A 22,263-nucleotide genomic window follows, 5' to 3' on the forward strand; every position below is an offset into this window, starting at 1 on the left:
GGGCGGGGGTTGGCCCGCCGGGACCCGGGATCGGACGACGCGGGGGGCGTCACAAGTCCGGCGGGCGATCGGCGGGCCTCATAAACCATGCGGCCGGCGCGCGATAGTGGCGCCGGCGCGACGGGCAAGCGGGCCTCAGCAGGTGGCGTGGCCGCACTGGCGGACGCCCGCCACCGTCTTGCGGATCGGCTCGACGCCGACGGCGCCCGGGATGATCTCGTCGCCGATGATGAAGGCCGGGGTGCCCGACAGGCCGAGCTTGTCGCCCAGGCCCACGTTCTCCTGCAGGGCCGCCTGGATGTCGGGGGCCTGCATGTCCTTCTGCAGCTTGGCGACGTCGAGGCCCATCTCCTTGGCCACCGCGATCGCCCGCTCGCCGTTCACCCGGCCGCGGCTCTCGAGCAGGCGGGTGTGGTAGTCGAACAGCTTGTCGCCCTTGAGCTGCTGCTTCGCCGCGAGCGCCACCTTGCTGGCCTCGAGCGAATCGGGCCCGAGCACGGGGAAGTCGCGCAGGACCACCTTCAGCTTCGGGTCGCCCTTGATCAGAGTCTGCAGGTCGTTGAGCGCCCGCTTGCAGTAGCCGCAATTGTAGTCGAAGAACTCGACCAGGGTGACGTCGCCGTTCGGGTTGCCGGCGACGAAGCCGTGCGGCGAGTTGTGCAGCGTGTCGCGAGTCTCCTTCAGGGCGCTGGCCTGGGCGACCTTCTGGGCCTCCTGCTGGCGCTTCTCCAGCTCGGCCATCGCCTCCTGGAGAATCTCCGGGTTCTTCATCAGGTAATCGCGCACCACGCCCTCGATCGCCTGGCGCTGGGCATCCGGCATCGCGGTCGCAGCGGGTCCTTGAGCGGCGGGGGCCGCCGGTGTGGTGGTCGGCGACTGCGCCTGCGTCGGGGCAACCGCGGCGACGAGGCCCGCGAGGGCGAGGGCGGGCAGAAGGCGGGGCAGGGGCAGCATCGTCGTCCTCATCGGGGGTCGTCCACCGTCGGTGGCGCGCAATCCTGGCGCGCTCCTTGATCCCTCGGTTAGGCGGTTTCGCGGCGGCCTTGTCAAATCACGCCTGCGGTGGGGGCGGGGCGCAATCGCGTGCAAATCCCGCTATGTGCGGGGGCGCACCCGCGCCCCTGTCGTCCAAGGCCCGTCATGTCCGATCCCTCCTCCCTCGTCTCCCGCCGCGCCGCCCGCGTCGCGCCCTTCCTGGCGATGGACGTGCTCGCCGCCGCGGCGCGGCGCGAGCGGGCCGGCGACAGCGTGGTCCATATGGAGGTGGGCCAGCCCTCCGCTCCGGCACCGAAACCCGCCATCGCGGCGGCGCAGGCGGCGCTGGCCTCCGGCCGCATCCCCTATACCGAGGCGCTCGGCATCGCCCCCTTGCGCGAGCGGATCGCCCGCCACTACGCCGAGGCCTACGGCGTGACGGTGGCGCCCGAGCGCGTCGTCGTCACCACCGGCTCCTCGGCGGGCTTCGTGCTGGCGTTCCTCAGCCTGTTCGACGCCGGCGGACGGGTGGCGATCGCCGCGCCGGGCTATCCGGCCTACCGCTCGGTGCTCCAGGCGGTCGATCTCGAGCCGGTCGGCCTCACCCTGCGGGCCGAGGACGGCTTCGTGCCGACGGCGGCCGGCCTCCGGGCGGCGCACGCGGTGTCGCCGCTCTCCGGGTTGCTGGTGATGAGCCCGGCGAACCCCTCCGGCACGATGATCGACGAGGCGGGCCTGCGCTCCCTCGCCGAGGCCTGCCGCGAGATGAACATCCGCTTCATCTCCGACGAGATCTATCACGGCCTGACCTACGGCGTGCCGGCCGCCACCGCGCTGGCGGTCGATCCGGACGCGGTCGTGATCAACTCGTTCTCGAAATACTACTGCATGACCGGCTGGCGCATCGGCTGGATGGTGGTGCCGGAATCCCTGGTGCGGCCGATCGAGCGGCTGGCGCAGAACCTCTACATCTCGGCGCCCTACCTGTCGCAGGTCGCGGCTCTCGCCGCCTTCGAGGCGACCGAGGAGCTGGAAGCGGTCAAGGGCGACTACGCCCGCGCCCGCGCGCTGCTGCTCAACGAATTGCCGTCGATCGGACTCGGCGACGTGCATCCGGCCGACGGCGCCTTCTACCTCTACGCCGACGTCGCGCGGCTCACCAACGACTCGATCGGCTTCTGCCGCCGCATGCTCGACGAGGCCGGCGTCGCGGCGACCCCCGGTCTCGATTTCGACCCGGAGGCCGGCGCCCACCACCTGCGCCTCTCCTTCGCCGGCGGCGAGGCCGAGGCGCACGAGGCGGTGCGGCGGCTGAAGGGCTGGCTTCGCTGACCGGAGGATCACCCATGAGCGACCTGCACCCTGCCGCCGCGACCGGCTTCGCCTCCGGTGCCGAGACCTACGCGCGGGGCCGGCCCGACTATCCGGGGGCGCTCGGCGCCTGGCTGCGCGACACCCTGCGTCTCGGGCCCGGCCGCAGGGCCGCCGATCTCGGCGCCGGGACCGGCAAGTTCACCCGCCTCATCGCCGCGACCGGCGCCGAGGTGACGGCGATCGAGCCGGTCGACGCGATGCGCGACAGGCTCGCCGCCTCCGTGCCGGGTGTCACCGCGCTCGCCGGCTCCGCCGAGGCGATGCCGCTGCCGGATGCCAGCCTCGACGCCCTCGTCTGCGCCCAGGCCTTCCACTGGTTCTCGACGCCTGAGGCCCTGGCCGAGATCCGCCGCGTGCTCAAGGTCGGCGGCCGCTTCGGCCTCGTCTGGAACGTCCGCGACGACGCAACGCCGTGGGTCGGGGAACTGACGGCGATCATGAATGCCCATGAGGGCGACGCGCCGCGCTACCACACGGGGGCGTGGCGGCGGCTGTTCCCGGCGGAGGGGTTCGGGCCGCTGCATGAGGACGCGTTCCCGCACGGCCATACCGGCACCCCCGAACAGGTGATCCTCGACCGCACGCTGTCGGTGAGCTTCATCGCGGCTTTGCCGGAGACGGAGCGGGCGCGGGTGGCGCAGGACGTGCGGACGCTCATCGCACGCACGCCGGATCTCGCCGGGCGGAGCGACGTGACCTTTCCGTACCGGACGCACGTCTACTGGTGCGAGCGGAAAGTCTGATCTGCCACGGGAGGCCGCAAGACCCTGCTGGTCATTCCGCTGCCCGGCCGCGGGATGACGGAGAGCGTGGCGACGGGGTGTTCGTGGGTGCCGAACCTTATTTCGGCGCCCCCACCCCGAAATGGTCGGCGAGCTGCGCGCCCGTGTAGCTCTCCGTGAAGCTGTCGGGGCGCTCCGGCAGCATCGCGGCGCTCCACGCAGTCCAGGCCGCCTGCAGCCGGGAAAAGTCGTCCGGACGCCGCGCCTTGAGGTTCGCCCGCTCCAGCGGATCGGCGACCACGTCGAACAGGAAGGTGTTGTCCCGGATCTTGAGGTACTTGAGGTCGCCGTCGCGCATCGCCGCTTGCGCGTTGGCGCGGTAGCGCCAGTAGAAGGTGCGCGGGCGCTCCGGGGCTTGGCCTGTCAGGATCGGCAGGAGGTCGATGCCGTCGGACGGATAGGCCGGATCGGGGGCGGAGCCCGCGGCGGCCAGCAGCGTCGGCAGCCAGTCCATGGTGATCATCGGCTGGGCCGAGACCGCGCCGGCCTTCAGCCGCCGCGGCCACGACACGAGCGCCGGGATGCGCAGGCCGCCTTCCAGCAATTCGGTCTTGCGGCCGGTGAACGGCCAGGTGTCCGAGAAGCGCTCGCCGCCATTGTCGCTCGTGAACACCACGATCGTGTCCTCGGCGATCCCGTTCGCCTCCAGCGCATTGAGGACCCGGCCGATCTGGGTATCCATCTCGGCGACGATGCGCCGGTAGGTTTCCTGGGTGCCGCCGTCGAAGTGGCGCAGGTTGCTGCCGGCGATCCGGCGCGACTCGGCCTCGTCGTCGGGCGTCTCCCAGGGCCAGTGCGGCGCGTTGAAGTGCAGGCTGAGGAAGAACGGCCGCCCGGCCTTCGCGGCGGCGGAGACCGTCTCGACCGCGCGCTGTCCCAGCAGGTGGGTGGCGTAGCCGGCCTCCTCGATCGCGACGTCGCCGTCCCAGAGGTCCGGCTTGTCGTCGGTGCCGCGGTGGCTGAAATAGTCGATGGTGCCGCCGCGAAAGCCCCAGAACGCGTCGTAGCCGCGCTGCAGCGGCCCGTAATCGTGGACGCTGCCGAGGTGCCACTTGCCGACGAGCGCCGTGCGGTAGCCGGCCTGCCGCAGCAGGCCCGGCAGGGTCGGGTGCTCCGCCGGCAGGCCGCCGGTGAAGCGGGTCGTGACCGGCTCCTCGAGCCCGACCGGCAAACGGTACTGGTAGCGCCCGGTGATCAGGGCCGTGCGGGTGGCCGAGCACACCGCGGAGTTGGCGTAGGCCTGCGTGAAGCGCACGCCCTTCGCGGCGATCCGGTCGATGTGGGGCGTCGCGATGTCGGGCCGGCCGTAAGCGGCGACGTCGGCGTAGCCGAGGTCGTCGGCCATGATGAAGACGATGTTCGGGGCTTGCGCCGCCCGCGCCGCCCGCGGGCCGGCCAGTGCCGCGGCGCCAAGAGCCGCGTTTCCGAGCACGCGCCTGCGCGTCATCCCCGCCATGCCTGTCCTCCCTGCTTTACCGGAGCGAGCGTACGGGCCCGACCAGGATCAGCCAAGCCGCCGCGTCCCCGGCTTCGCCGCCGCGAGCGACGCGGCGAGCCGGGCGGCATCGGGCAAGGCGTCGTTCACCCGAGCTCACCGCGGCTCGGGGCGCGGAGCGGGATTGTCGAGCAGGGCCGGGTGTCGTCGGTCGGCGGGAGCCGGCTCAGAGCATCGGCCGATCCCTCCCGCCACGGGACGCGCGAGGCGGCCCGGATCCGACGAGGATCGCCGAATTTTTCCCCGGCCGTGAACCCCGCTCCGCTCAGTGGCGCGTCGCGCCCTCGGCGGCGGCCACGAGGGTCTTGGCGGCGGCCTCGAAGGCCTGGAAGGCCGGGATCGCCTTGTCCCAGGCGCCGGCGCCCAGGGCCTCGACCATGGCGGCGGCGTGGCGGCGGGCCTCGGCGCAGGATGCGGTGATCTGGGACGCCGCCGGATGCGCGGGATCGATCCCGAATTCCGCGGCATCGCCGGAGGCGAAGGGCGACACCGCCGCCGAGGCCTGGCCGAGCCCGACCAGGGTCGCCGCGAGGCGGCGCTTCCACATCCCCATATCGGCGGGCATGCGCAGCAGGCGGTATCCCGGCAGGCTGCGGGCCGTCCCGGCGTCGAGCACCTCCTGGGCCTTCGTCTCGGCCCGCACCAGGATCGCCATCAGGCCGTCGATCTCGTCCCGGGTCTTCTGCGCCTTGCCGGCGACCTGCTGCACGCCGGACGAGATTTCGGCGGTGGCCGCCTCCTGCTGGCCCAGCACCTCGGCGAGCGCCCGGATCCCCTCCGCCGAGCGGGCGACGGCGTCGCCCTCCTGCACCACCCGGGCCTCGACCCGGGTCACCGCGGCGGTGCCGCTCGCCACCGCGTGCCGGCTCTCGGCCACGGCGCCCTGGATCGCCGCCAGTTCCTGCAGCAGCACCGCCAGGCGGCCGCGGATCTGCTCGGTCGCCCGCGCGGTCTGGCCGGAGAGCTGCTTGACCTCCGCCGCGACGACCGCGAAGCCGCGGCCGGCCTCGCCGGCCCGCGCCGCCTCGATGGTGGCGTTCAGCGCCAAGAGGTTGGTCTGGCTCGAGATCGCCTCGATCGTCCCCGCCATCTCCTGAATCTGCAGGGCCGCGCTCTCGAAGCCGGTCAGGCGCCGCTCGATCTGCTCGGCATGGGTCTCGATCGCCGCCATGGTGCGGCTCGCCTCGCGCATGTCCGCCGCGCAGGCCGCGATGCCGCCGCTCGCCTGCTCGGCGACCTCGGCGCTGGCCTGCGAGCGGCCGGAGAGCTCGCGGGTGGAGGCCGCCACCTCCTCGACCGCCGCCGCCATGGCGCGGGTCTGGCCGGCGATCTCGCTGGCGTCGTGCGTCATCCAGCCGAGCACGGTCGCCGCCTCGGAGGCCTCCGCGGCGATACGGGCCGTGCTGCCCAGATCCGCGGCGGCGGTGCCCTGCATCCGGCCCACGAGCTGCCCGAGGGAGCGGGCGAGGCGCCCGTGGCCCAGATCCGACCCGGCCCCGGCCCTGTCGACGAGACCGGCGAGGCGCTCCTCGACCATGTCGGGGGTCTCGACGGGAACGGGCGCGGGGGCGTTGCGGGAACGGAACATGGCGAGAATCCACGAAGTGATGACACGATCTCCACCGATCCCCGTATCGTTTCCGTTAACGGCCGCGGTGGATCTTGGTCTAGCGTGTAAAGTGACCCTCGGTCGTTTCCAGATTTCCACGTCATCGAGAGCTCCGGGTGGGCCTGCGATGATGGATCTGCACTCGATGGTTGCGGCCAGATGCCGATGACGAACTGTATAAAATGCGGCGTCGCTCGGTCATCCGTTCTAGGCCGTCTGTCATACGGCGCCTTGCCGCAACGGCACGGGCCGCGCTCCCTTCGGAGCGCGGCCCGTGTCGAACGGTTCGGGACTTGCTCGGGACGGCGCCGTTCGGCCGTCCCGCCGGCATTCACTCGCCGCCGATCGCCGCTTTGGTGCGGGACCACCAGCCGGCGCGCTTCGGACGGTCCGGATCCGCCGGAGGGGTGAGCACGACGGCCACCGGCTCGGGCTCGGGCGCCGTAACCGGCGTCTCGGGAGCCGGCTCGGCCGCCCCGGACTCCGCCGGGCGGGCGGGCTCGGACTCGCCGGCCGGGGCCGGAGCCTCGATCGCCTCGGCGGTCAGGGCCTCGCGCTCGACGGCCGGGAGGTCCGGCGCTTCGACCGGGCGGCCGACCGCCTCGGGCGCGGCGCCGGAGATCTCGTCGAGGGCGACGATCTCCTCGGCCAGGGCGTCCTGCACCAGGCTGCCCCCGGCCTCGCCGGGCTCCGCGCCGGCCACCACCTCGTCGCCGATCGTGCCGCCGGTCTCCTCGAAGCGGTCGCGACCGCGGCCGCCGCGGCGCCCGCGCCGGCGGCGCCGGCTCAGGGCGTCCTCGCGGCTCTCGCGCTCAGCGCGCGGAGCCGACGCACCGTCCTCGGTGATCGGGATCGACACCGCCTCGCCCTCGGCGGCGTGCTCACCCGGGGCCTCGCCGGCCTCGTCGCCGTCGCTCTCGTGGCCCTCGGCCTCCCCGTCCTCGGACCCGGAGCGCTCGCCCCGGCCGCGCCGGCGGCGACGGCGGCGGCGGCGCTTGCCCCCGCCCTCGTCCTCGCCCCGCGGCGCGCCGTCGCCGGCTTCCTCGTCGGAATCCGCCTCGGCGTCGCCGTCGGTCTCGGACTCGGCGATCTCCTCGGCCTCCTCGACGATCTCCTCGTCCTCGTCATCCTCCTCCAGCGGCGGCGGCAGCACCGCCTCGGCCCGGATGCTGCTGACGGGGCGCGGCTCGACCCGCTGGGCGATGTCGCCGCGCTCGAGGTGGAAGGCCGAGGTGGCGGCCAGCCGCTCGTCGGCCGCGATGATGATCGCGACGCCGAACCGCGCCTCGAGCTCGTGCAGGTGGGCGCGCTTCTGGTTGAGGATGTAGAGCGCCACCTCGGTCCGGGTGCGCAGGATCAGGTTGTGGCTGTTCGACTTGATCAGCGCTTCCTCGATCGCCCGCAGGATCAGCAGGGCCACCGAGGCGGTCGCCCGCACGAAGCCCGAGCCGCCGCAATGCGGGCAGGGCACCGACGAGGATTCGAGCACGCCGGTGCGGATGCGCTGGCGCGACATCTCGAGCAGGCCGAAGGGCGAGATCCGGCCGACCTGGATGCGGGCGCGGTCGTTCTTCAGGCACTCGTTCAGCTTCTTCTCGACGGCGCGGTTGTTCCGCTTCTCCTCCATGTCGATGAAGTCGATGACGATGAGCCCGGCGAGGTCGCGCAGGCGCAGCTGGCGCGCCACCTCCTCGGCGGCCTCCAGGTTCGTCTTGAACGCGGTGTCCTCGATGTCGTGCTCGCGGGTGGCTCTCCCCGAGTTCACGTCGATCGAGACCAGGGCCTCGGTCGGGTTGATGACGAGGTAGCCGCCCGAGCGCAGGGAAACGTGGTTGGAGAACATCGCGTCGAGCTGCTGCTCGACCCCGAAGCGGGCGAAGATCGGCGACGGGTCGCGGTAGGGCTTCACCACCTTCGACTGCGTCGGCATCAGCATCCGCATGAAGTCCTTGGCCTCGCGGTAGGCGTCCTCGCCCGCGACCAGAACCTCGTCGATGTCCTTGTTGTAGAGGTCGCGGATGGCGCGCTTGATCAGCGAACCCTCCTCGTAGACGAGCGCCGGCGCGGCGGACGACAGCGTCAGCTCGCGCACGCTCTCCCACAGCCGCATCAGGTACTCGAAGTCGCGCTTGATCTCCGGCTTGGTGCGCGAGGCACCCGCCGTGCGCAGGATGACGCCCATCCCCTCGGGCACCTCGAGGTCGGTGGCGATCTCCTTCAGGCGCTTGCGGTCGGCCGCGCTGGTGATCTTGCGCGAGATGCCGCCGCCCCGGCCGGTGTTCGGCATCAGCACCGAGTAACGGCCGGCGAGCGACAGGTAGGTGGTGAGCGCCGCGCCCTTGGTGCCGCGCTCCTCCTTGACGACCTGGACCAGGATGACCTGCCGGCGCTTGATCACCTCCTGGATCTTGTAGTGCCGGCGCGGGGTGCGGGGACGCTCGGGGATCTCGGCGAGCGCGTCGCCGCGGCCGCCGACCTGCTCGACGATCGGCTCCTCGTGGTCGTCGTCCTCGTCCTCGTCGTCCTCCCCGTCGTCCTCGTCCTCGTCGTCCTCCCCATCATCCTCGTGGTCGTCGTCCTCGTCGTCGGACGCGTCCTCGTCGGCCTGCGGCGCCTCGACCGGCTGCGAAGCGGCGACGGGCTGGGGCAGGACGCCCGCGTCGTCGCTCTCGCCGGCGGGGTCGGCCTGACCCGCGGCCGCGACGGGCTCGGACGCGGCGGGAGCGGCCTCGGTCGCGTCCGCGACGGGGGCGGGCTCCGCCGACACGGCGGCGGCGATCGCCGCCGGGGTCTCGGCGCCGGCCTCGCCCTGCAGCGGGGCGGCCTCGACGGGGTGATGCTCGGCGGCGGGCGCCGCGGCAGAGGTCTCCTGGGCAGGAGCCTCCTGGGCCGGAGCCTCCTGGGCCGGGCTCTCGTGAGCCTGGCCGTCCTGGGCCTGGGTCTCCTGGATCAGGTTGTCCTGCGCGACGGCGTCGCCGGCCTGGGCCTCGGCCGGAGCCTCGTGGGCGGCCTGCCCCGGATGCTCGCCGCTCTCGGGCTGGCCGGGCGTCCCTTCGCTGAACGTCCCTTCGCTGAACGTCTCCTGGGCGAGCGTCTCGCGCGGGTGCGTGTCCTGCCAGCCGGTCGCCTCGGCGCCGCTCGTCTCGACATCGGCCTCCTGGCGGATCTCCTGGCCGGTCTCGTGCAGATCCTCCGCCGGGGCGCTCACCACGGCGTCGGACGGTCGCGATGAGGCCTCGGCCCGGCGGCCACGGCGCCGACGGCGGCGCGGCTGGTCGCCGCGCTCCGACCGCTCGCTGCGGTCCGGCCGCTCGCTGCGCTCCTGGCGCTCGGGGCGCTCCTCGAGCTCGCGCTCGGCCCGCGCCTCCTCCTCGAGGAGCGCCATCCGGTCGGCGATCGGGATCTGGTAGTAGTCGGGATGGATCTCGCTGAAGGCGAGGAAGCCGTGGCGGTTGCCCCCGTACTCGACGAAGGCGGCCTGCAGCGACGGCTCGACCCGCGTGACCTTGGCGAGATAGATGTTGCCCCGCAGCTGGCGGCGGCTAGCGGACTCGAAGTCGAATTCCTCGACCTTGGAACCCTTGACCGTCACCACCCGGGTCTCTTCCGGGTGGGCGGCATCGATGAGCATCTTGTTGGCCATGACGAACTTTCGGCATGGCGACCGACGGCAGTGCCGCTGGACGGGGGCATCCGGGAACGGACCCTGGGGCGGGTGACCTCAGGGATCCGGGCCGTGCGCGGGAGGACGAGCCTCCGTAGTCCGGTGCCGCCCCGGGCGCGGAAACCTGCGCCGGGAGGGTTCTCCCGTGCCGTGCCCTTCCGGGCCCGGCGGATGATGTCGTGCGGGGGATGCCGTCAATCGCCGCTGCGCGCATCCACGCGCGCGAGGGGTTGACGATGGCCGGGGGCAGGGGGCGCGGACGGGCGCGACGCGGAGCGCGTGCGCCGGGGACGGCAGCTTCGAAATCCGAGGCTGTGCGTCCACGCATACTCCCACCGACCTTTCGAATCAGGGCGCGCGGGCCTGGAAGGCCCCGCGGCCGTTGGAAAACGGGCGACGACGTTCGGGAACGCCGCCGCGGATCACGCGACACCTGCCCGGCACGCTGATCGTCGGACGATCTGCCGGCGGCCGGCCAACGCCGAAGCCGCTGCGAGAGCGTCCGGGCGGGCCCGCGGGCCGCGGCGGAGAGCCGGCGGCATCGGGCAGGGGTCCATACCATTACAGAGTGTCGCGGCGAATTTGCAAGCATCATCACGAGCATCATCCCCGGATCGTCGGTCTCGCACGCCCACCCCCCGTGCGTGCCCGGACGCCCGCGCGCCGCCGCCCCGCCGGCCGCCGTGCTGTACCCGCCCGGCCACAGGCGGGCGGCGGACGATCCGGACGGCTTTGCGAAGCGTTAACCATGGCGCGGTTATCGCGTAACCGGGATGCCGCCTGAAGTCGCCGCGAGACCATGCCGACACGCGCACGTCCGATCCGCCTGCCCTTCCGCGCCGCCCTCGTGGCCGTGGGCCTCCTCGCGCCGTTCGCCGGCCTCGCGGCGCCGTCCGCGCCGGAGCGTCCGGCCGTCGAGCGCCCGAATTCCGAGCGCCCGAGTTCCGAGCGCTCGAGCCTCGACCGTCAGGCCTCCGAGCGTGCCGCCGACCGCCCCGCGGTGGCGATCGGCGCCGAGACCTCGGCGGTTCCGGAGGGCACCCGCCTGACGGTGGTCCTGTCCCGGCCGGTCGAGGCCCGGGCCTTCGTGATGGAGCGGCCCGACCGGGCGATCGTCGACCTGCCGGAGGTCAACTTCCAGTTGCCCCCCGAGGCGGGCCGCAAGCGCGACGGCCTCGTCGCCTCCTACCGCTACGGCCTGTTCGCCCCCGGGCGCTCGCGCATCGTCATCGATCTCGCCCAGGCCGCGACCGTGGCGCGGGTCGCGACCACCACCCGGCCGCGGGACGGGGCGACGCTGCTCACCATCGATCTCGCCCGCAGCGACCGCGAGGCGTTCCGGCGCGCCGCCCAGCCGGCCGCGCCCGCCCGGGCCGAGGGTCCCTCGACCCGCGATCCGGTCGATTCGCGGCCCCTCGTCATCGTCGATGCCGGCCATGGCGGCATCGATCCGGGCGCCATCGCGGGCAACGGCGTCTATGAGAAGGACATCGTGTTCGGGGTCGCCCAGGGGCTGGTCCAGCGCCTGGAGGCCGGCGGCCGGATCCGGGTGCAGATGACCCGCGACCGCGACGTGTTCGTGCCGCTCGCCGAGCGGGTGCGCATCGCCCGCGACGCCCGCGCCGACCTGTTCGTGTCGATCCATGCCGATTCGATCTCGGCCGCCCCGCAGGTGCGCGGCGCCACGATCTATACCGGCTCCGAGAAGGCGACCGACGCCGAATCGGCGCGGCTGGCCGACCGCGAGAACAAGGCCGACGCGGCGGCCGGCGCCGACCAGGGCGACGGCCCGGGCGACGTCGCCACCATCCTGCAGGAACTCACCCTGCGCGAGACCCGCGGCTTCTCGGCCCGGTTCGCGCAAGGGTTGCTCACCAACCTCTCCGGCGTGATGGAGATGAGCGTGAAGCCCCACCGCGAGGCGGGCTTCCGGGTGCTGCGCTCGCCCGACGTGCCCTCGGTGCTGGTCGAGCTCGGCTACCTGTCGAGCAAGCGCGACCTCGACCTGCTGCTCTCCGACGAGTGGCGCGCCAAGGTGACGGCGCAGATGGCGGGGGCGATCGAGCGGTTCTTCGCCGGCCGCGTTCCGCCGGCGGGGCAGGCGATGACGGCCTTGAACGGCGACGGGCTGCGGATGACCCGGGCCGCCGAGCACGGACCCGCCCCAGTTTCACCATAGATCCCGTGTCGATAGGGCCCTGTCGGCCCCTCGCTGTCCTGGCTTTCGCGCCCGTCCTCCGTTAATCGCGGGAGCGGCTGCGCGTCGTCATGGCGAGTCGCGTTCCGGTGGGGAGCCGCACCGAGGCGTGGCCGTCCGCTGCGGGCCTCGGGCGATCGCTCGGCCAAGAGGGCCGCCGCGGCATCATCGACGGATCGGGTTTCGATGCGCTTCATCCTCCGCTTCTTCGGCTTCCTGTTCAGCATCGGCGCGATGGCGGTCGTCGTCGGCGCCGCGGCAGGCGGCTACTTCTTCTGGAAGTACTCGCGCGACCTGCCGGACCACGCGGCGCTCGCCAATTACGAGCCGCCGGTGATGACCCGCGTCCACGCGGCCGACGGCAGCCTGCTCGCGGAATATGCCCGCGAGCGCCGGCTCTACCTGCCGATCCAGGCGATGCCGAAGATCGTCATCGCGGCCTTCCTGTCGGCCGAGGACAAGAACTTCTACAAGCACGGCGGCATCGACCCCGAGGGCATCGTCCGGGCAATCGTCACCAACGCGTCCAGCGGCAAGAAGCAGGGCGCCTCGACCATCACCCAGCAGGTCGCCAAGAACTTCCTGCTCTCGTCCGAGCAGACCCTCGACCGCAAGGTCCGCGAGGCGCTGATCGCTTTGCGCATCGAGTCGACCTACTCGAAGGACAAGATCCTCGAGCTCTACCTCAACGAGATCTTCCTCGGCACGATCGTGCCGGGCCGCAACCTGCACGGCATCGCGGCCGCCGCGCTCGACTATTTCGGCAAGTCGGTGCACGAGCTGACGATCCACGAGGCGGCCTATCTCGCGGCCCTGCCCAAGGGCCCGAACAACTACCACCCCTATCGCCGCACCCAGCAGGCGCTGGCGCGCCGCAACGAGATCATCGGCCTGATGGCCCAGAACGGGTACATCACCAAGGAGGAGGCCGAGTCCGAGCGCAAGCTGCCGCTCGGCGTCAACCCGCGCACCATCTCGCCCAACACCGCCAACGCGAACTACTTCGCCGAGGAGGTCCGCCGCGAGATCTCCGAGCGCTACGGCGAGAAGAAGCTCTACGAGGGCGGCCTGTCGGTGCGCACCACCCTCGACCCGAAGATGCAGACGATGGCCCGCAAGGCGCTCGTCGACGGCCTCGTCCGCTACGACCAGGCGCGCGGCTGGCGCGGCCCGAAGAGCCGCGTCGAGCTCGCCGGCCGCGACTGGGGCATGGCGGTGGCCGAGGTGCCGGCGCTCGGCGACGTGCAGCCCTGGCGCCTGGCCGTGGTGCTCGATACCTCCGGCGGCCGCGCCACGATCGGCCTGCAGCCCAAGCGCGAGAGTTCGGGCCAAGTCTCGAAGGACCGCGAGACCGGGATCATCTCGGCGGAGGGCGTGCGCTGGACCGGGCGCAGCGTCGCCTCGGCGCTGAACACCGGCGACGTGATCTACGTCGAGCGCATGGAGGGCGCGGGCAACGCCTACCGCCTGCGCCAGATCCCGGAGGTCTCCGGCGCGATCGTGGCGATGGATCCCTATACGGGCCGCGTCCACGCGATGGTCGGCGGCTTCTCCTACGACGAGAGCGAGTTCAACCGCGCCACCCAGGCGATGCGCCAGCCCGGCTCGTCGTTCAAGCCGATCGTCTACTCGGCCGCCCTCGACAACGGCTACACCCCGTCCTCGCTCGTGCTCGACACCCCGATCACCATCGAGGCGGGCCCCGGCCAGGAGGCCTGGACCCCGACGAACTACGGCGGCAAGGCCGGCGGGGGGGCCCATACCCTGCGCTACGGCATCGAGCACTCGAAGAACCTGATGACGGTGCGGCTCGCCAAGGATGTCGGCATGCCGCTGATCGCCGAGTACGCCCGCCGCTTCGGCGTCTACGACGACATGCTCCCCGTCCTGCCGATGTCGCTCGGCGCCGGCGAGACCACCGTGATGCGGATGGTCACCGCCTACTCGATGCTCGACAACGGCGGCCGGCGCATCCGCCCGACCCTGATCGACCGGATCCAGGACCGCAACGGCGAGACCATCTACCGCCACGACACCCGCAAGTGCATCGGCTGCGACGCCGACAAGTGGTCGGGCCAGGACGAGCCGAAGCTGGTCGATGATTCCGAGCAGGTCCTCGACCCGCTCACCGCCTACCAGATCGTCTCGATCATGGAGGGCGTGGTCCAGCGCGGCACCGCCACGATCCTCAAGGAGATCGGCAAGCCCCTCGCCGGCAAGACCGGCACCACCAACGACTCCAAGGACGCCTGGTTCGTCGGCTTCTCGCCGGACCTCGCGGTGGGCATCTATATCGGCTACGACAAGCCCCGCTCGCTCGGCGACAGCGCCACCGGCGGCGGGCTCGCCGCCCCGATCGCCCGCGACTTCCTGAAGGCCGCCCTCAAGGACAAGCCGCCGACCCCGTTCCGCGTGCCCCCGGGCATCAAGCTGATCCGCGTCAACGCCGCCACCGGCACCCGTGCCGGCGGCTCGGAAGGCGGGCTGCTCGAGGCCTTCAAGCCCGGCACCGCCCCGCCCGACGGCTACTCCGCCCCGCCGAGCGCCCAGCCGGCGGCCCCGGCGGCGGTGCCGCCGGACGCGGACCGGGCGGCCCAGGCGGGCGGGCTGTACTGACGGCGACAGGGAGGGCGAGGCGCCGGCGGGTGCCTCGCCCTTCGCCTATCGGACCCAGTTCCGTGCCGGGAGCCTCCGTTCTGCAAGGTCGAACGCGATGATCCGGATCAGGCAGACAGCGACCTTCCGTCGATGGGAGCAGCAGCTCAAGGATCAACGAGCCCGCACGGTGATCGCGGCCCGGTTGCTGCGGCTCGCAAACGGTCTCGTCGGCGACGCCGCCCCCGTCGGCAGAGGCGTCAGCGAGCTTCGCATCCATTACGGCCCTGGTTACCGCATTTATTTTCAACGGCGGGGCGACGACATCGTGATTTTGCTGTGTGGGGGTGACAAAGCGAGCCAGGATCGCGACATCCAGAAGGCTTTGCAACTCGCTGAAGAAGAGGGCTGACGATGGCCGAGGAGATCACCGATTTCGATTTTGCCGCGTCGCTTCAATCCGACGAGGCGATCGCGATCTTTCTCTCGGACGCCTTTGAGACCGGTGACGCGAACCATATCGCGGCGGCTCTCGAGATTGCCATCCGCGCCAAGGGCGAGGCCCGGATCGCTTCAAGGGCGGAAATCCCGGAGAACGGATACGATCTGGACAACCCGACCCTCGCGACGATGCTCGCCGTGATGAAGGCTCTTGGGGTCGGTTTCTCGCCCATGCCCGTTCGCGCAGCATCGTGAGGGCATCTCGGTGGCAGAGGCCGGCCGCCGTCTTGCTCCGACGCACGGACATCTCGGCCATCCGTTTACACCCGCGCGCCCCGGCGCTATCACCCTGCACCCCACCTCACGCGAGTGAACCCACACCAGATGCGCGCCGAGATCGAGCAACTCTCGGATGCCGCCAAGCAGTCGATCGGACTGCTGAGGAGGCATCTTTGACTGGGATACCGTTGACAAGCGCCTCGCGGAGCTGAACGCCCGCTCGGAGGACCCCTCGCTCTGGAACGATCCGGAGGAGGCCCAGAAGGTCATGCGCGAGCGCACGCAGCTCGACGACGCCGCGACCGCGATCCGCCGCCTCGAACAGGGGCTGGAGGACGGCGCGACGCTGATCGAGCTCGGCGAGATGGAGGAGGACGCCTCCACCATCCGCGAGGGCGAGGAGCAGATCCGCGCTGTCCAGGGCGAGGCGGCCCGCCGCCAGATCGAGACCCTGCTCTCGGGCGAGGCCGACGGCAACGACACCTATGTCGAGGTCCATGCCGGCGCCGGCGGCACCGAGAGCCAGGATTGGGCCAACATGCTCCAGCGCATGTATGCCCGCTGGGCCGAGCGCCGGAAGTACAAGGTCGAGATCGTCGAGTGGTCCGATGGCGAAGAGGCCGGGATCAAGGGCGCCACGCTCCTGATCAAGGGCCACAACGCCTATGGCTGGCTGAAGACCGAATCGGGCGTCCACCGCCTGGTGCGGATCTCGCCCTACGATTCCAACGCCCGGCGGCACACCAGCTTCGCCAGCGTCTGGGTCTATCCGGTCATCGACGACCGGATCACGATCGAGATCAAGGAATCGGACTGCCGGATCGACACCTACCGGTCGTCGGGTGCGGGCGGCCAGCACGTCAACACCACCGATTCGGCGGTGCGCATCACCCACAACCCGACCGGGATCGTGGTGGCGTGCCAGCAGGAGCGCTCGCAGCACAAGAACCGGGCCACCGCCTGGAACATGCTGCGCGCCCGCCTGTACGAGCTCGAGCTGAAGAAGCGCGAGGAGAAGGCCAATGCCGAGGCGGCCTCGAAGACCGATATCGGCTGGGGCCACCAGATCCGCTCCTACGTGCTCCAGCCCTATCAGCTGGTGAAGGACCTGCGTACCGGCGCCCAGTCGACCAGCCCCGACGACGTCCTCGACGGCGACATCGACGACCTGATCGAGGCCTCGCTCGCCCACCGGGTCTATGGCGGCGCCGAGGCGGTCGCGGATATCGACTGAGGACCCGCACGTCTCTTCGGACTGAGATCAGGGCGCGGCGCTTCCCCCGGACCGGGAGAGGGGCCGCGCCCTTTTTATGGTCCGGTGCCGGGCCTGTTACGGCTTGACCGCGCCGCGTCGCCGGTTGTCAGATGCCCGCTGGGCAGGCGGGATGACGCGCATGGCGAAAGAGATCTTCGTGTCCTACGGCGTCGACGTCGACGCGGTGGCGGGCTGGCTCGGATCGTATGGCGGCGAGGACAGCCCCTGCGACATCTCCCGCGGTGTCTTCGCCGGCAAGGTCGGGTCGCCCCGGCTGCTGCGGATGTTTTCGCGGTGGGGCATCCAGACGACCTGGTTCATCCCCGGCCACTCGATCGAGACCTTTCCCGAGGAGATGAGGGCCGTGGCGGCGGCGGGCCACGAGATCGGGATGCACGGCTACAGTCACGAGAACCCGATCGCGATGACGCCCGAGCAGGAGGAGGCGATCTTCGACAAGTGCGTCGGTCTGATCAGCGACCTCGCCGGAAGGCCGCCCCGCGGCTACGTCGCCCCCTGGTGGGAGTTCGGCCCGAAGACCAACGAGCTCCTGCAGAAGAAGGGCATCCGCTACGACCACTCGCTGATGCACAACGACCACCATCCCTACTACGTGCGGGTGGACGAGAGCTGGACCAAGATCGACTACGCGCAGCATCCCTCGACCTGGATGCGCCCGTTCGAGCACGGCACCGAGACCCGGCTGATCGAGATCCCGGCCTCCTGGACCCTCGACGACCTGCCGCCGATGATGTTCGTCAAGGCGGCGCCCAACAGCCACGGCTTCGTCAACCCGCGCGACATCGAGCAGATGTGGCGCGACCAGTTCGACTGGGTCTACGCCAATTACGACTACGCCGTCTTCCCGATCACCATCCACCCGGACGTCTCGGGCAAGCCGCACGTCCTCCAGATGCACGAGCGACTGTTCCAGCACTTCAAGGCCCATGACGGCGTGCGCTTCGTGACGATGGAGACCATCGCCGAGGACTTTGCGAGGCGCTTCCCGTTCGAGGGCACGGCGCGGCCGGAATCCTGATTCGATGTGCGGCCTGTGCGGCGCCTTCGGGGCGCCCGGTCATTGGAGCGACGGGGTGGCCCGGCCGGGCCCGGCCCAGGCGGGGCGGCGGGCCCGGGCGGAGGCCGCCAACCGGGTGCTGGGCCTCTACGGCCTGCGCCTCGCGGCCTGGGCCGACCGCTATACGCTGTCGGGCCGAACCGGGCGAACCGCGATGGTCGACCATCTCGGTGCGCTCTGGCCGGCGGCGGAGCGCCTGACCGGCCGCGCCTGCGACCCCCTCGATCCCGCGATCATCGCCGCCCTGGAGGCGCGGTGACGCCCGGCTCGGCACCTTCTCCCGGCGCGACGCCCGTCACCCTGCTCACCGGCTTCCTCGGCGCCGGCAAGACCGCGTTGCTGGCGCGCCTGCTGCGCTGGCCGGCGCTACGCGACACCGCGGTCCTGATCAACGAGTTCGGCGAGGTCGGGCTCGACCACCTGCTGGTCGAGCCGCTCGAGGGCGAGGTGGCGCTCCTGCGCGGCGGCTGCATCTGCTGCAGCATCCGCGGCGACCTGAAGGCGGCGCTCGTCGACCTGCACGACCGGCGCCGGCGCGGCCTGGTGCCGGATTTCCGCCGGGTGGTGATCGAGACGACGGGCCTCGCCGATCCGGGTCCGGCGGTCGCCACCCTGGTGGCCGACCCGGTCCTGCGCCACGCCTTCACGACCGCCGCCATCGTCACGGTGGTCGATGCGGTGAACGGCGCCCATACCCTCGACACCCACGAGGAGGCCGTGCGGCAGGCGGCCTGCGCCGACCGGCTGATCCTGTCGAAGACCGACCTCGCCCCGCCGGCGGCCGTCGCCGCCCTGCGGACGCGGCTCGCCGCCCTCAACCCCCTTGCGCCGGTCACCGACCTCACTCTCGACGACGCGCCGGAAGCGGCCCTCCTCACCGACGACCCGACCGGTCCTGCGAATGCCCGGCGCTGGCTCTGCGCCGAGGTGCCGGCGAACCCCCACGGCCCGGTCGGAGCGGTGACGATCGAGAGCGGACCGGTGGACTGGACCCGGTTCGGGCTGTGGCTCGGCATGCTGCTCAACCGCCACGGCGCCCGGATCCTGCGGCTCAAGGGGCTGGTGGCGGTCGAGGGCGTCGCGACGCCGGTGGTGATCCAGGGCGTCCAGCACCTCGTCCATCCGCCCCGGCACCTGACCGAATGGCCCGAGGGCGGGGCCCGCACCCGGCTGGTGCTGATCGGGCACGACCTCGACGGCGCCCTGCTGCGCCGCTCCTACGGCGCCTTTACCGGCGCGACGCCTCTTGCCGCTTCGCCGGGCGTCCCGGAGGCGCACGCCGCCGCTGCGCCGCCGGCAGCCGATCGTTAACCCTGCGGGTCCTACACCTCCGCTCTGTCCGGCCGTCGGGAGGGTGAGGCGTGAACGCACTGGTGCCGAAGGAACTCGCCGCGAAGCTGAGCGCCCTGCCGCGCCGCCCCTGCGCGCTGGGCGAGGCCGGGCACGAGCCGCACAAGCCGGTCTTCGCCGAGATCCTCGACCGGTCCGGCCACGGCACCGGCCATTTCGTCCGCCTGCCGCAGAGCATGGTGGAAATGATCACCCGCGAGGCCAAGGCGCCCGAGCCGGTGCAGGAACCGGCCAAGGCGCCGGCCAGCGAGCCGGAGGCCGCCGCACCGGCGGCCAAGCCCCGCCGCAAGCCCGCCGGCAAGCGCGCGCCCGTCAAGGGGGATTGATCGGGACCGGGCTTGCGCCGCTGAATCCTCGCCCGTGGCGCTCCGCATCGGTGCGGGGTTGCAAACTTGCCGGTCCTCAGCCGTGCTCCGGGACGGTATGACCCCTCTCAACGCGCGTCACGCGCGAGGGGAGGAAGGCCGGTGCGGACCATCGAACGGGAGCCGGGCGCCGCTGCCGCGCGGCCGGGGAGGGCGGGGTTCCACCCGGTCCTTGTCGGTCTCGGGCTGATGCTGGTGGCCTTCAACCTGCGGCCCGCCCTGTCGAGCGTCGGCCCGCTCCTGCCGGGCATCCGGGCCGAGACCGGCCTCTCGGGTGCGCTCGCCGGGGCCCTCGTCACCGTGCCGGTCCTGTGCCTCGGCGTATTCGGCCGCCTGGCGCCCCTTCTGGTGCGGCGCATCGGGCCGGATGCCGGGGTGCTGGCGGCGCTCCTCGTCCTGGCGCTCGGCCTCGGCGTGCGCGGCCTCGGCGGCCTGCCGCTGCTCTTTCTCGGCTCGGTGATCGCCGCGGCGGCGATCGGGATCGTCGGCGTCATCCTGCCGGGCATCGTCAAGCGCGATTTTTCCGACCGGGCCGGCCTGATGACCGGGCTCTACACCGCGCTCCTCTGTCTCGGCGCCGCCGCCGGGGCGGGCTTCACCGTGCCGGTGCGCCATGCCCTCGGCCTCGGCTGGGAGGGCGCCCTGATGCTCTGGGCCGCCCCCGCCCTCGTCGCCGCGGCGGCCTGGCTGCCCTTCGCCCGCAATCGCGAAAAACCCGCCGGGAGCGCGGCGCGGCCGAGCGGGGCGCTGTGGCGCGATCCCCTGGCCTGGCAGGTCACCGCCTTCATGGGCCTCCAATCCTCGCTCGCCTACATCGTGTTCGGCTGGCTGCCCGCGGCCCTGGTCGACCGGGGCTACGACATCGTGACGGCCGGCCTCGTCGCCTCGGTCTCGGCGCTGGCGCAGGGCGTGCTCGCCCTCGTGGTGCCGACGCTGGCGGCGCGCCGGCCGGATCAGCGGCCCTGGGTGGTGCTGGTCGTCAGCCTGCCGCTCGTCGGCTTCATCGGGCTCCTGGTCGGTCCGCTGCCGCTGGCCTGGGGCTTCGCGCTGCTGCTCGGCCTCGGTCTCGGCGGCTGCTTCGGCCTCGCCCTCACGCTGATCGTGCTGCGGGCCGGCGATCCCCGGGCCGCGGCGGAGCTCTCCGCCATGGCGCAGGGCGTCGGCTATTGCGGAGCGGCGCTCGGTCCGTTCCTGGTCGGGATCGCCCATGAGTGGAGCGGCGGCTGGGGACTGCCGGCGGCGCTCTACGGGGCCGTGTGCCTCTCGGCCGGAAGCTTCGGCCTGCTGGCGGCCCGCAACCGGACGGTGCGGATCTGAAGAGGGGGCGGCCTCAGCCGCCCGCCAGCGCCCGCGTCAGAGGACTGCCCGGATCGGCCAGGTCCTCGACGACGCCGAGGTGGTGACGCCCCGGGATCTCGAACGCCTCGGTTCGCGCCCCGAGCCCGTGCCAGATCGTCGGCAGCAGCAGGTTCTGGCGCAGGAACTCCGGCAGCTCGTCGGCGCCCGCGACCGCGATCAGGTGCGTGCCCGAGCGCGGCTCGCGCAGGGCCGGGCTCTCGGCCCGGGCCTCCTCGGGATCGAGGCGCAGGGTCTCGTTCATGGCCGTGGCGAGCAGCGGGCGCAGGTCGTGGACGCCGCTGATCGACACCACCCGGTCGATCCGCCCGGCGCAGGCGAGGGCGACGTCGGTGCAGAGCATCCGGCTGACGAGATGCCCGCCCGCGGAATGCCCGGCGAGGCGGATCGGCCCCGCCACCTCGGCGCTCGCCCGGTCGAGGAAGGCGGCGATCTCGGTCGTGATGTCGGCGATGCGGGCCTCGGGGCAGAGCGTGTAGCTCGGCACCGCGACGGCGTAGCCGTGGGCGAGCGGCCCGGCGGCGAGGTGAGACCAGACCGAGCGGTCGAAGGCCTTCCAGTAGCCGCCATGGACGAACACCGCGAGGCCGGCGGGCACGCCCTCGGGCAGGAAGAGGTCGTAGGCGTGGCGCGGCCCCGCCCCGTAGGGCAGGCCCAGGCGAGCGCGGCCCTGCGCGACGAGGTTTTCGCGGAACGCCGCGGCGGCCGCGATCCAGCGCGGCGGATAGGTCTTGGCGTCCGGAATGGCGCCGAGATTGTCGTAGGCGCGGTCGCTGTCGCCGAGCGCCCCGCCCGTGACCCAGGAGACGGCTTGCATCAGGCGGCGTCCGGCACGATCGCGGTCGCCTCGATCTCGACCAATGCGCCCGGCTCGACGAGGTCCGCGACGCCGACCAGCGCCATGGCCGGGAAGTTGCGGCCCATCACCCGGCGGTAGACCGGCCCGAGTTCGGCCAGCGACGCCCGGTAGGTGTCGACGCTGCGCACGTACCAGGTCAGCCGCGCCACGTGCTCCGGCCCGCCCCCGGCCTCGGCCAGCACGGCGAGGATGTTGCGGAGAATCTGCTCGACCTGGGGAATGAAGCCCTCGGCCAGCACCTCGTTCTCGTCCCAGCCGATCAGGCCCCCGGTCATCACCACGGTGCCGCGGCCAGCCATGCCGTTGGCGTAGCCCTTCGGCTTCTTCCAGCCCGGGGGCTGGAGGGTGGTGAGCGCAGGCGCTTCCGTCGCGGGGCGGAGCGGGATCGGGCTGGCGGTCATCTGGTCTCTCCCTGGGCGGCTTGTGGATCGCTGAAGTTGTGATGGGCATTCCCCTCTCCTCCCTGTCATCCAGGGTCGTCCGGGGAAATGAAGAAGCGCGGGTTTCTCCTCTCCCCGCGGGCGGGGAGAGGCCTGAGCTCCGAAGGGGCTCGGGGAGCGGTGAACCGCAGGTTCGCCGCGAGGGTGAG

At 72.1% G+C, this 22,263-nt stretch carries 18 protein-coding genes; 12 read left to right on the top strand and 6 right to left on the bottom strand.

Features of this window, described 5'->3' with window-relative positions:
• Positions 1-135: 135 nt before the first annotated feature.
• Complete coding sequence (locus QR78_RS01830) at positions 136-954, bottom strand: DsbA family protein (protein ID WP_048425781.1); 819 nt, start codon at positions 952-954, stop codon at positions 136-138.
• A 186-nt stretch (positions 955-1,140) separates the two neighbouring features.
• Here QR78_RS01830 and QR78_RS01835 point away from each other — a divergent pair, with 186 nt between their 5' ends.
• Together QR78_RS01835 and QR78_RS01840 are read left to right on the top strand one after the other, a co-directional pair.
• Positions 1,141-2,307: an aminotransferase class I/II-fold pyridoxal phosphate-dependent enzyme gene (locus QR78_RS01835; protein ID WP_048425782.1), complete on the top strand. Its 1,167-nt coding sequence runs from the start codon at positions 1,141-1,143 to the stop codon at positions 2,305-2,307.
• A 14-nt stretch (positions 2,308-2,321) separates the two neighbouring features.
• Complete coding sequence (locus QR78_RS01840) at positions 2,322-3,092, top strand: class I SAM-dependent methyltransferase (protein ID WP_048425783.1); 771 nt, start codon at positions 2,322-2,324, stop codon at positions 3,090-3,092.
• A gap of 97 nt (positions 3,093-3,189) precedes the next feature.
• Here the strand turns inward: QR78_RS01840 and QR78_RS01845 are convergent, their stop codons facing one another.
• The 3 genes from QR78_RS01845 to QR78_RS01855 all read right to left on the bottom strand — a co-directional run bounded on the left by QR78_RS01845 (position 3,190) and on the right by QR78_RS01855 (position 9,878).
• The gene (locus QR78_RS01845; RefSeq protein WP_082173725.1) at positions 3,190-4,578 is read right to left on the bottom strand and encodes a sulfatase family protein; all 1,389 of its coding nucleotides are present in this window, start codon (positions 4,576-4,578) and stop codon (positions 3,190-3,192) included.
• Positions 4,579-4,891: 313 nt separating this feature from the next.
• Complete coding sequence (locus QR78_RS01850) at positions 4,892-6,214, bottom strand: methyl-accepting chemotaxis protein (protein ID WP_048425785.1); 1,323 nt, start codon at positions 6,212-6,214, stop codon at positions 4,892-4,894.
• A gap of 352 nt (positions 6,215-6,566) precedes the next feature.
• Positions 6,567-9,878, bottom strand: coding sequence for an Rne/Rng family ribonuclease (locus QR78_RS01855; RefSeq protein WP_048425786.1), 3,312 nt, complete (start codon positions 9,876-9,878; stop codon positions 6,567-6,569).
• Between the two features lie 847 nt (positions 9,879-10,725).
• On the opposite strand from QR78_RS01855, the gene QR78_RS01860 reads away from it, so the two are divergent.
• From QR78_RS01860 to QR78_RS01905, 10 genes are all read left to right on the top strand, one after another.
• Positions 10,726-12,078: an N-acetylmuramoyl-L-alanine amidase gene (locus tag QR78_RS01860; protein ID WP_425284151.1), complete on the top strand. Its 1,353-nt coding sequence runs from the start codon at positions 10,726-10,728 to the stop codon at positions 12,076-12,078.
• A 204-nt stretch (positions 12,079-12,282) separates the two neighbouring features.
• Positions 12,283-14,712, top strand: a complete 2,430-nt coding sequence (locus tag QR78_RS01865; protein ID WP_048425787.1) for a penicillin-binding protein 1A — start codon at positions 12,283-12,285, stop codon at positions 14,710-14,712.
• 97 nt (positions 14,713-14,809) lie between these two features.
• On the top strand, positions 14,810-15,103 hold the full coding sequence (locus tag QR78_RS01870; RefSeq protein ID WP_048425788.1) for a type II toxin-antitoxin system RelE/ParE family toxin: 294 nt from the start codon (positions 14,810-14,812) through the stop codon (positions 15,101-15,103).
• A gap of 2 nt (positions 15,104-15,105) precedes the next feature.
• Positions 15,106-15,387, top strand: coding sequence for a helix-turn-helix domain-containing transcriptional regulator (locus tag QR78_RS01875; protein ID WP_048425789.1), 282 nt, complete (start codon positions 15,106-15,108; stop codon positions 15,385-15,387).
• A 129-nt stretch (positions 15,388-15,516) separates the two neighbouring features.
• Positions 15,517-16,645, top strand: a protein-coding gene (gene prfB, locus QR78_RS01880) for a peptide chain release factor 2 (protein ID WP_122982748.1) whose coding sequence is annotated in 2 segments (ribosomal slippage) — positions 15,517-15,585 and positions 15,587-16,645 — 1,128 coding nt in all. Because the reading frame shifts where the segments join, the coding sequence is not laid out codon by codon here.
• A 160-nt stretch (positions 16,646-16,805) separates the two neighbouring features.
• Positions 16,806-17,705 (top strand): polysaccharide deacetylase family protein, encoded by a 900-nt coding sequence (locus tag QR78_RS01885; RefSeq protein WP_048425791.1) that lies wholly within the window; start codon positions 16,806-16,808, stop codon positions 17,703-17,705.
• 4 nt (positions 17,706-17,709) lie between these two features.
• Positions 17,710-18,003, top strand: a complete 294-nt coding sequence (locus QR78_RS01890) for a hypothetical protein (RefSeq protein WP_048425792.1) — start codon at positions 17,710-17,712, stop codon at positions 18,001-18,003.
• Positions 18,000-19,055, top strand: coding sequence for a CobW family GTP-binding protein (locus tag QR78_RS01895; protein WP_048425793.1), 1,056 nt, complete (start codon positions 18,000-18,002; stop codon positions 19,053-19,055). The genes QR78_RS01890 and QR78_RS01895 overlap by 4 nt, the downstream gene beginning before the upstream one ends.
• Positions 19,056-19,105: 50 nt before the next feature.
• Entirely contained in the window at positions 19,106-19,420 is a 315-nt protein-coding gene (locus tag QR78_RS01900; protein WP_048425794.1) for a hypothetical protein, read from the top strand.
• 141 nt (positions 19,421-19,561) lie between these two features.
• Complete coding sequence (locus QR78_RS01905) at positions 19,562-20,776, top strand: MFS transporter (RefSeq protein ID WP_244276411.1); 1,215 nt, start codon at positions 19,562-19,564, stop codon at positions 20,774-20,776.
• Positions 20,777-20,789: 13 nt separating this feature from the next.
• Here QR78_RS01905 and QR78_RS01910 read toward each other — a convergent pair whose 3' ends face one another.
• Together QR78_RS01910 and QR78_RS01915 are read right to left on the bottom strand one after the other, a co-directional pair.
• Positions 20,790-21,632, bottom strand: a complete 843-nt coding sequence (locus tag QR78_RS01910) for an alpha/beta hydrolase (RefSeq protein ID WP_048425795.1) — start codon at positions 21,630-21,632, stop codon at positions 20,790-20,792.
• Entirely contained in the window at positions 21,632-22,075 is a 444-nt protein-coding gene (locus QR78_RS01915) for a RidA family protein (protein WP_048425796.1), read from the bottom strand. Before QR78_RS01915 ends, QR78_RS01910 begins: the two co-directional genes overlap by 1 nt.
• Positions 22,076-22,263 lie beyond the last annotated feature (188 nt).

This window comes from Methylobacterium indicum, assembly GCF_001043895.1.
Lineage (GTDB): Bacteria > Pseudomonadota > Alphaproteobacteria > Rhizobiales > Beijerinckiaceae > Methylobacterium > Methylobacterium indicum.

Excerpts from the sequence above, each read along its gene's own strand:
- QR78_RS01830 (WP_048425781.1), bottom strand. The coding sequence starts at position 954 with ATGCTGCCCCTGCCCCGCCTTCTGCCCGCCCTCGCCCTCGCGGGCCTC.
- QR78_RS01835 (WP_048425782.1), top strand. The coding sequence starts at position 1,141 with ATGTCCGATCCCTCCTCCCTCGTCTCCCGCCGCGCCGCCCGCGTCGCG.
- QR78_RS01840 (WP_048425783.1), top strand. The coding sequence starts at position 2,322 with ATGAGCGACCTGCACCCTGCCGCCGCGACCGGCTTCGCCTCCGGTGCC.
- QR78_RS01845 (WP_082173725.1), bottom strand. The coding sequence starts at position 4,578 with ATGACGCGCAGGCGCGTGCTCGGAAACGCGGCTCTTGGCGCCGCGGCA.
- QR78_RS01850 (WP_048425785.1), bottom strand. The coding sequence starts at position 6,214 with ATGTTCCGTTCCCGCAACGCCCCCGCGCCCGTTCCCGTCGAGACCCCC.
- QR78_RS01855 (WP_048425786.1), bottom strand. The coding sequence starts at position 9,878 with ATGGCCAACAAGATGCTCATCGATGCCGCCCACCCGGAAGAGACCCGG.
- QR78_RS01865 (WP_048425787.1), top strand. The coding sequence starts at position 12,283 with ATGCGCTTCATCCTCCGCTTCTTCGGCTTCCTGTTCAGCATCGGCGCG.
- QR78_RS01870 (WP_048425788.1), top strand. The coding sequence starts at position 14,810 with ATGATCCGGATCAGGCAGACAGCGACCTTCCGTCGATGGGAGCAGCAG.
- QR78_RS01875 (WP_048425789.1), top strand. The coding sequence starts at position 15,106 with ATGGCCGAGGAGATCACCGATTTCGATTTTGCCGCGTCGCTTCAATCC.
- QR78_RS01885 (WP_048425791.1), top strand. The coding sequence starts at position 16,806 with ATGGCGAAAGAGATCTTCGTGTCCTACGGCGTCGACGTCGACGCGGTG.
- QR78_RS01890 (WP_048425792.1), top strand. The coding sequence starts at position 17,710 with ATGTGCGGCCTGTGCGGCGCCTTCGGGGCGCCCGGTCATTGGAGCGAC.
- QR78_RS01910 (WP_048425795.1), bottom strand. The coding sequence starts at position 21,632 with ATGCAAGCCGTCTCCTGGGTCACGGGCGGGGCGCTCGGCGACAGCGAC.
- QR78_RS01915 (WP_048425796.1), bottom strand. The coding sequence starts at position 22,075 with ATGACCGCCAGCCCGATCCCGCTCCGCCCCGCGACGGAAGCGCCTGCG.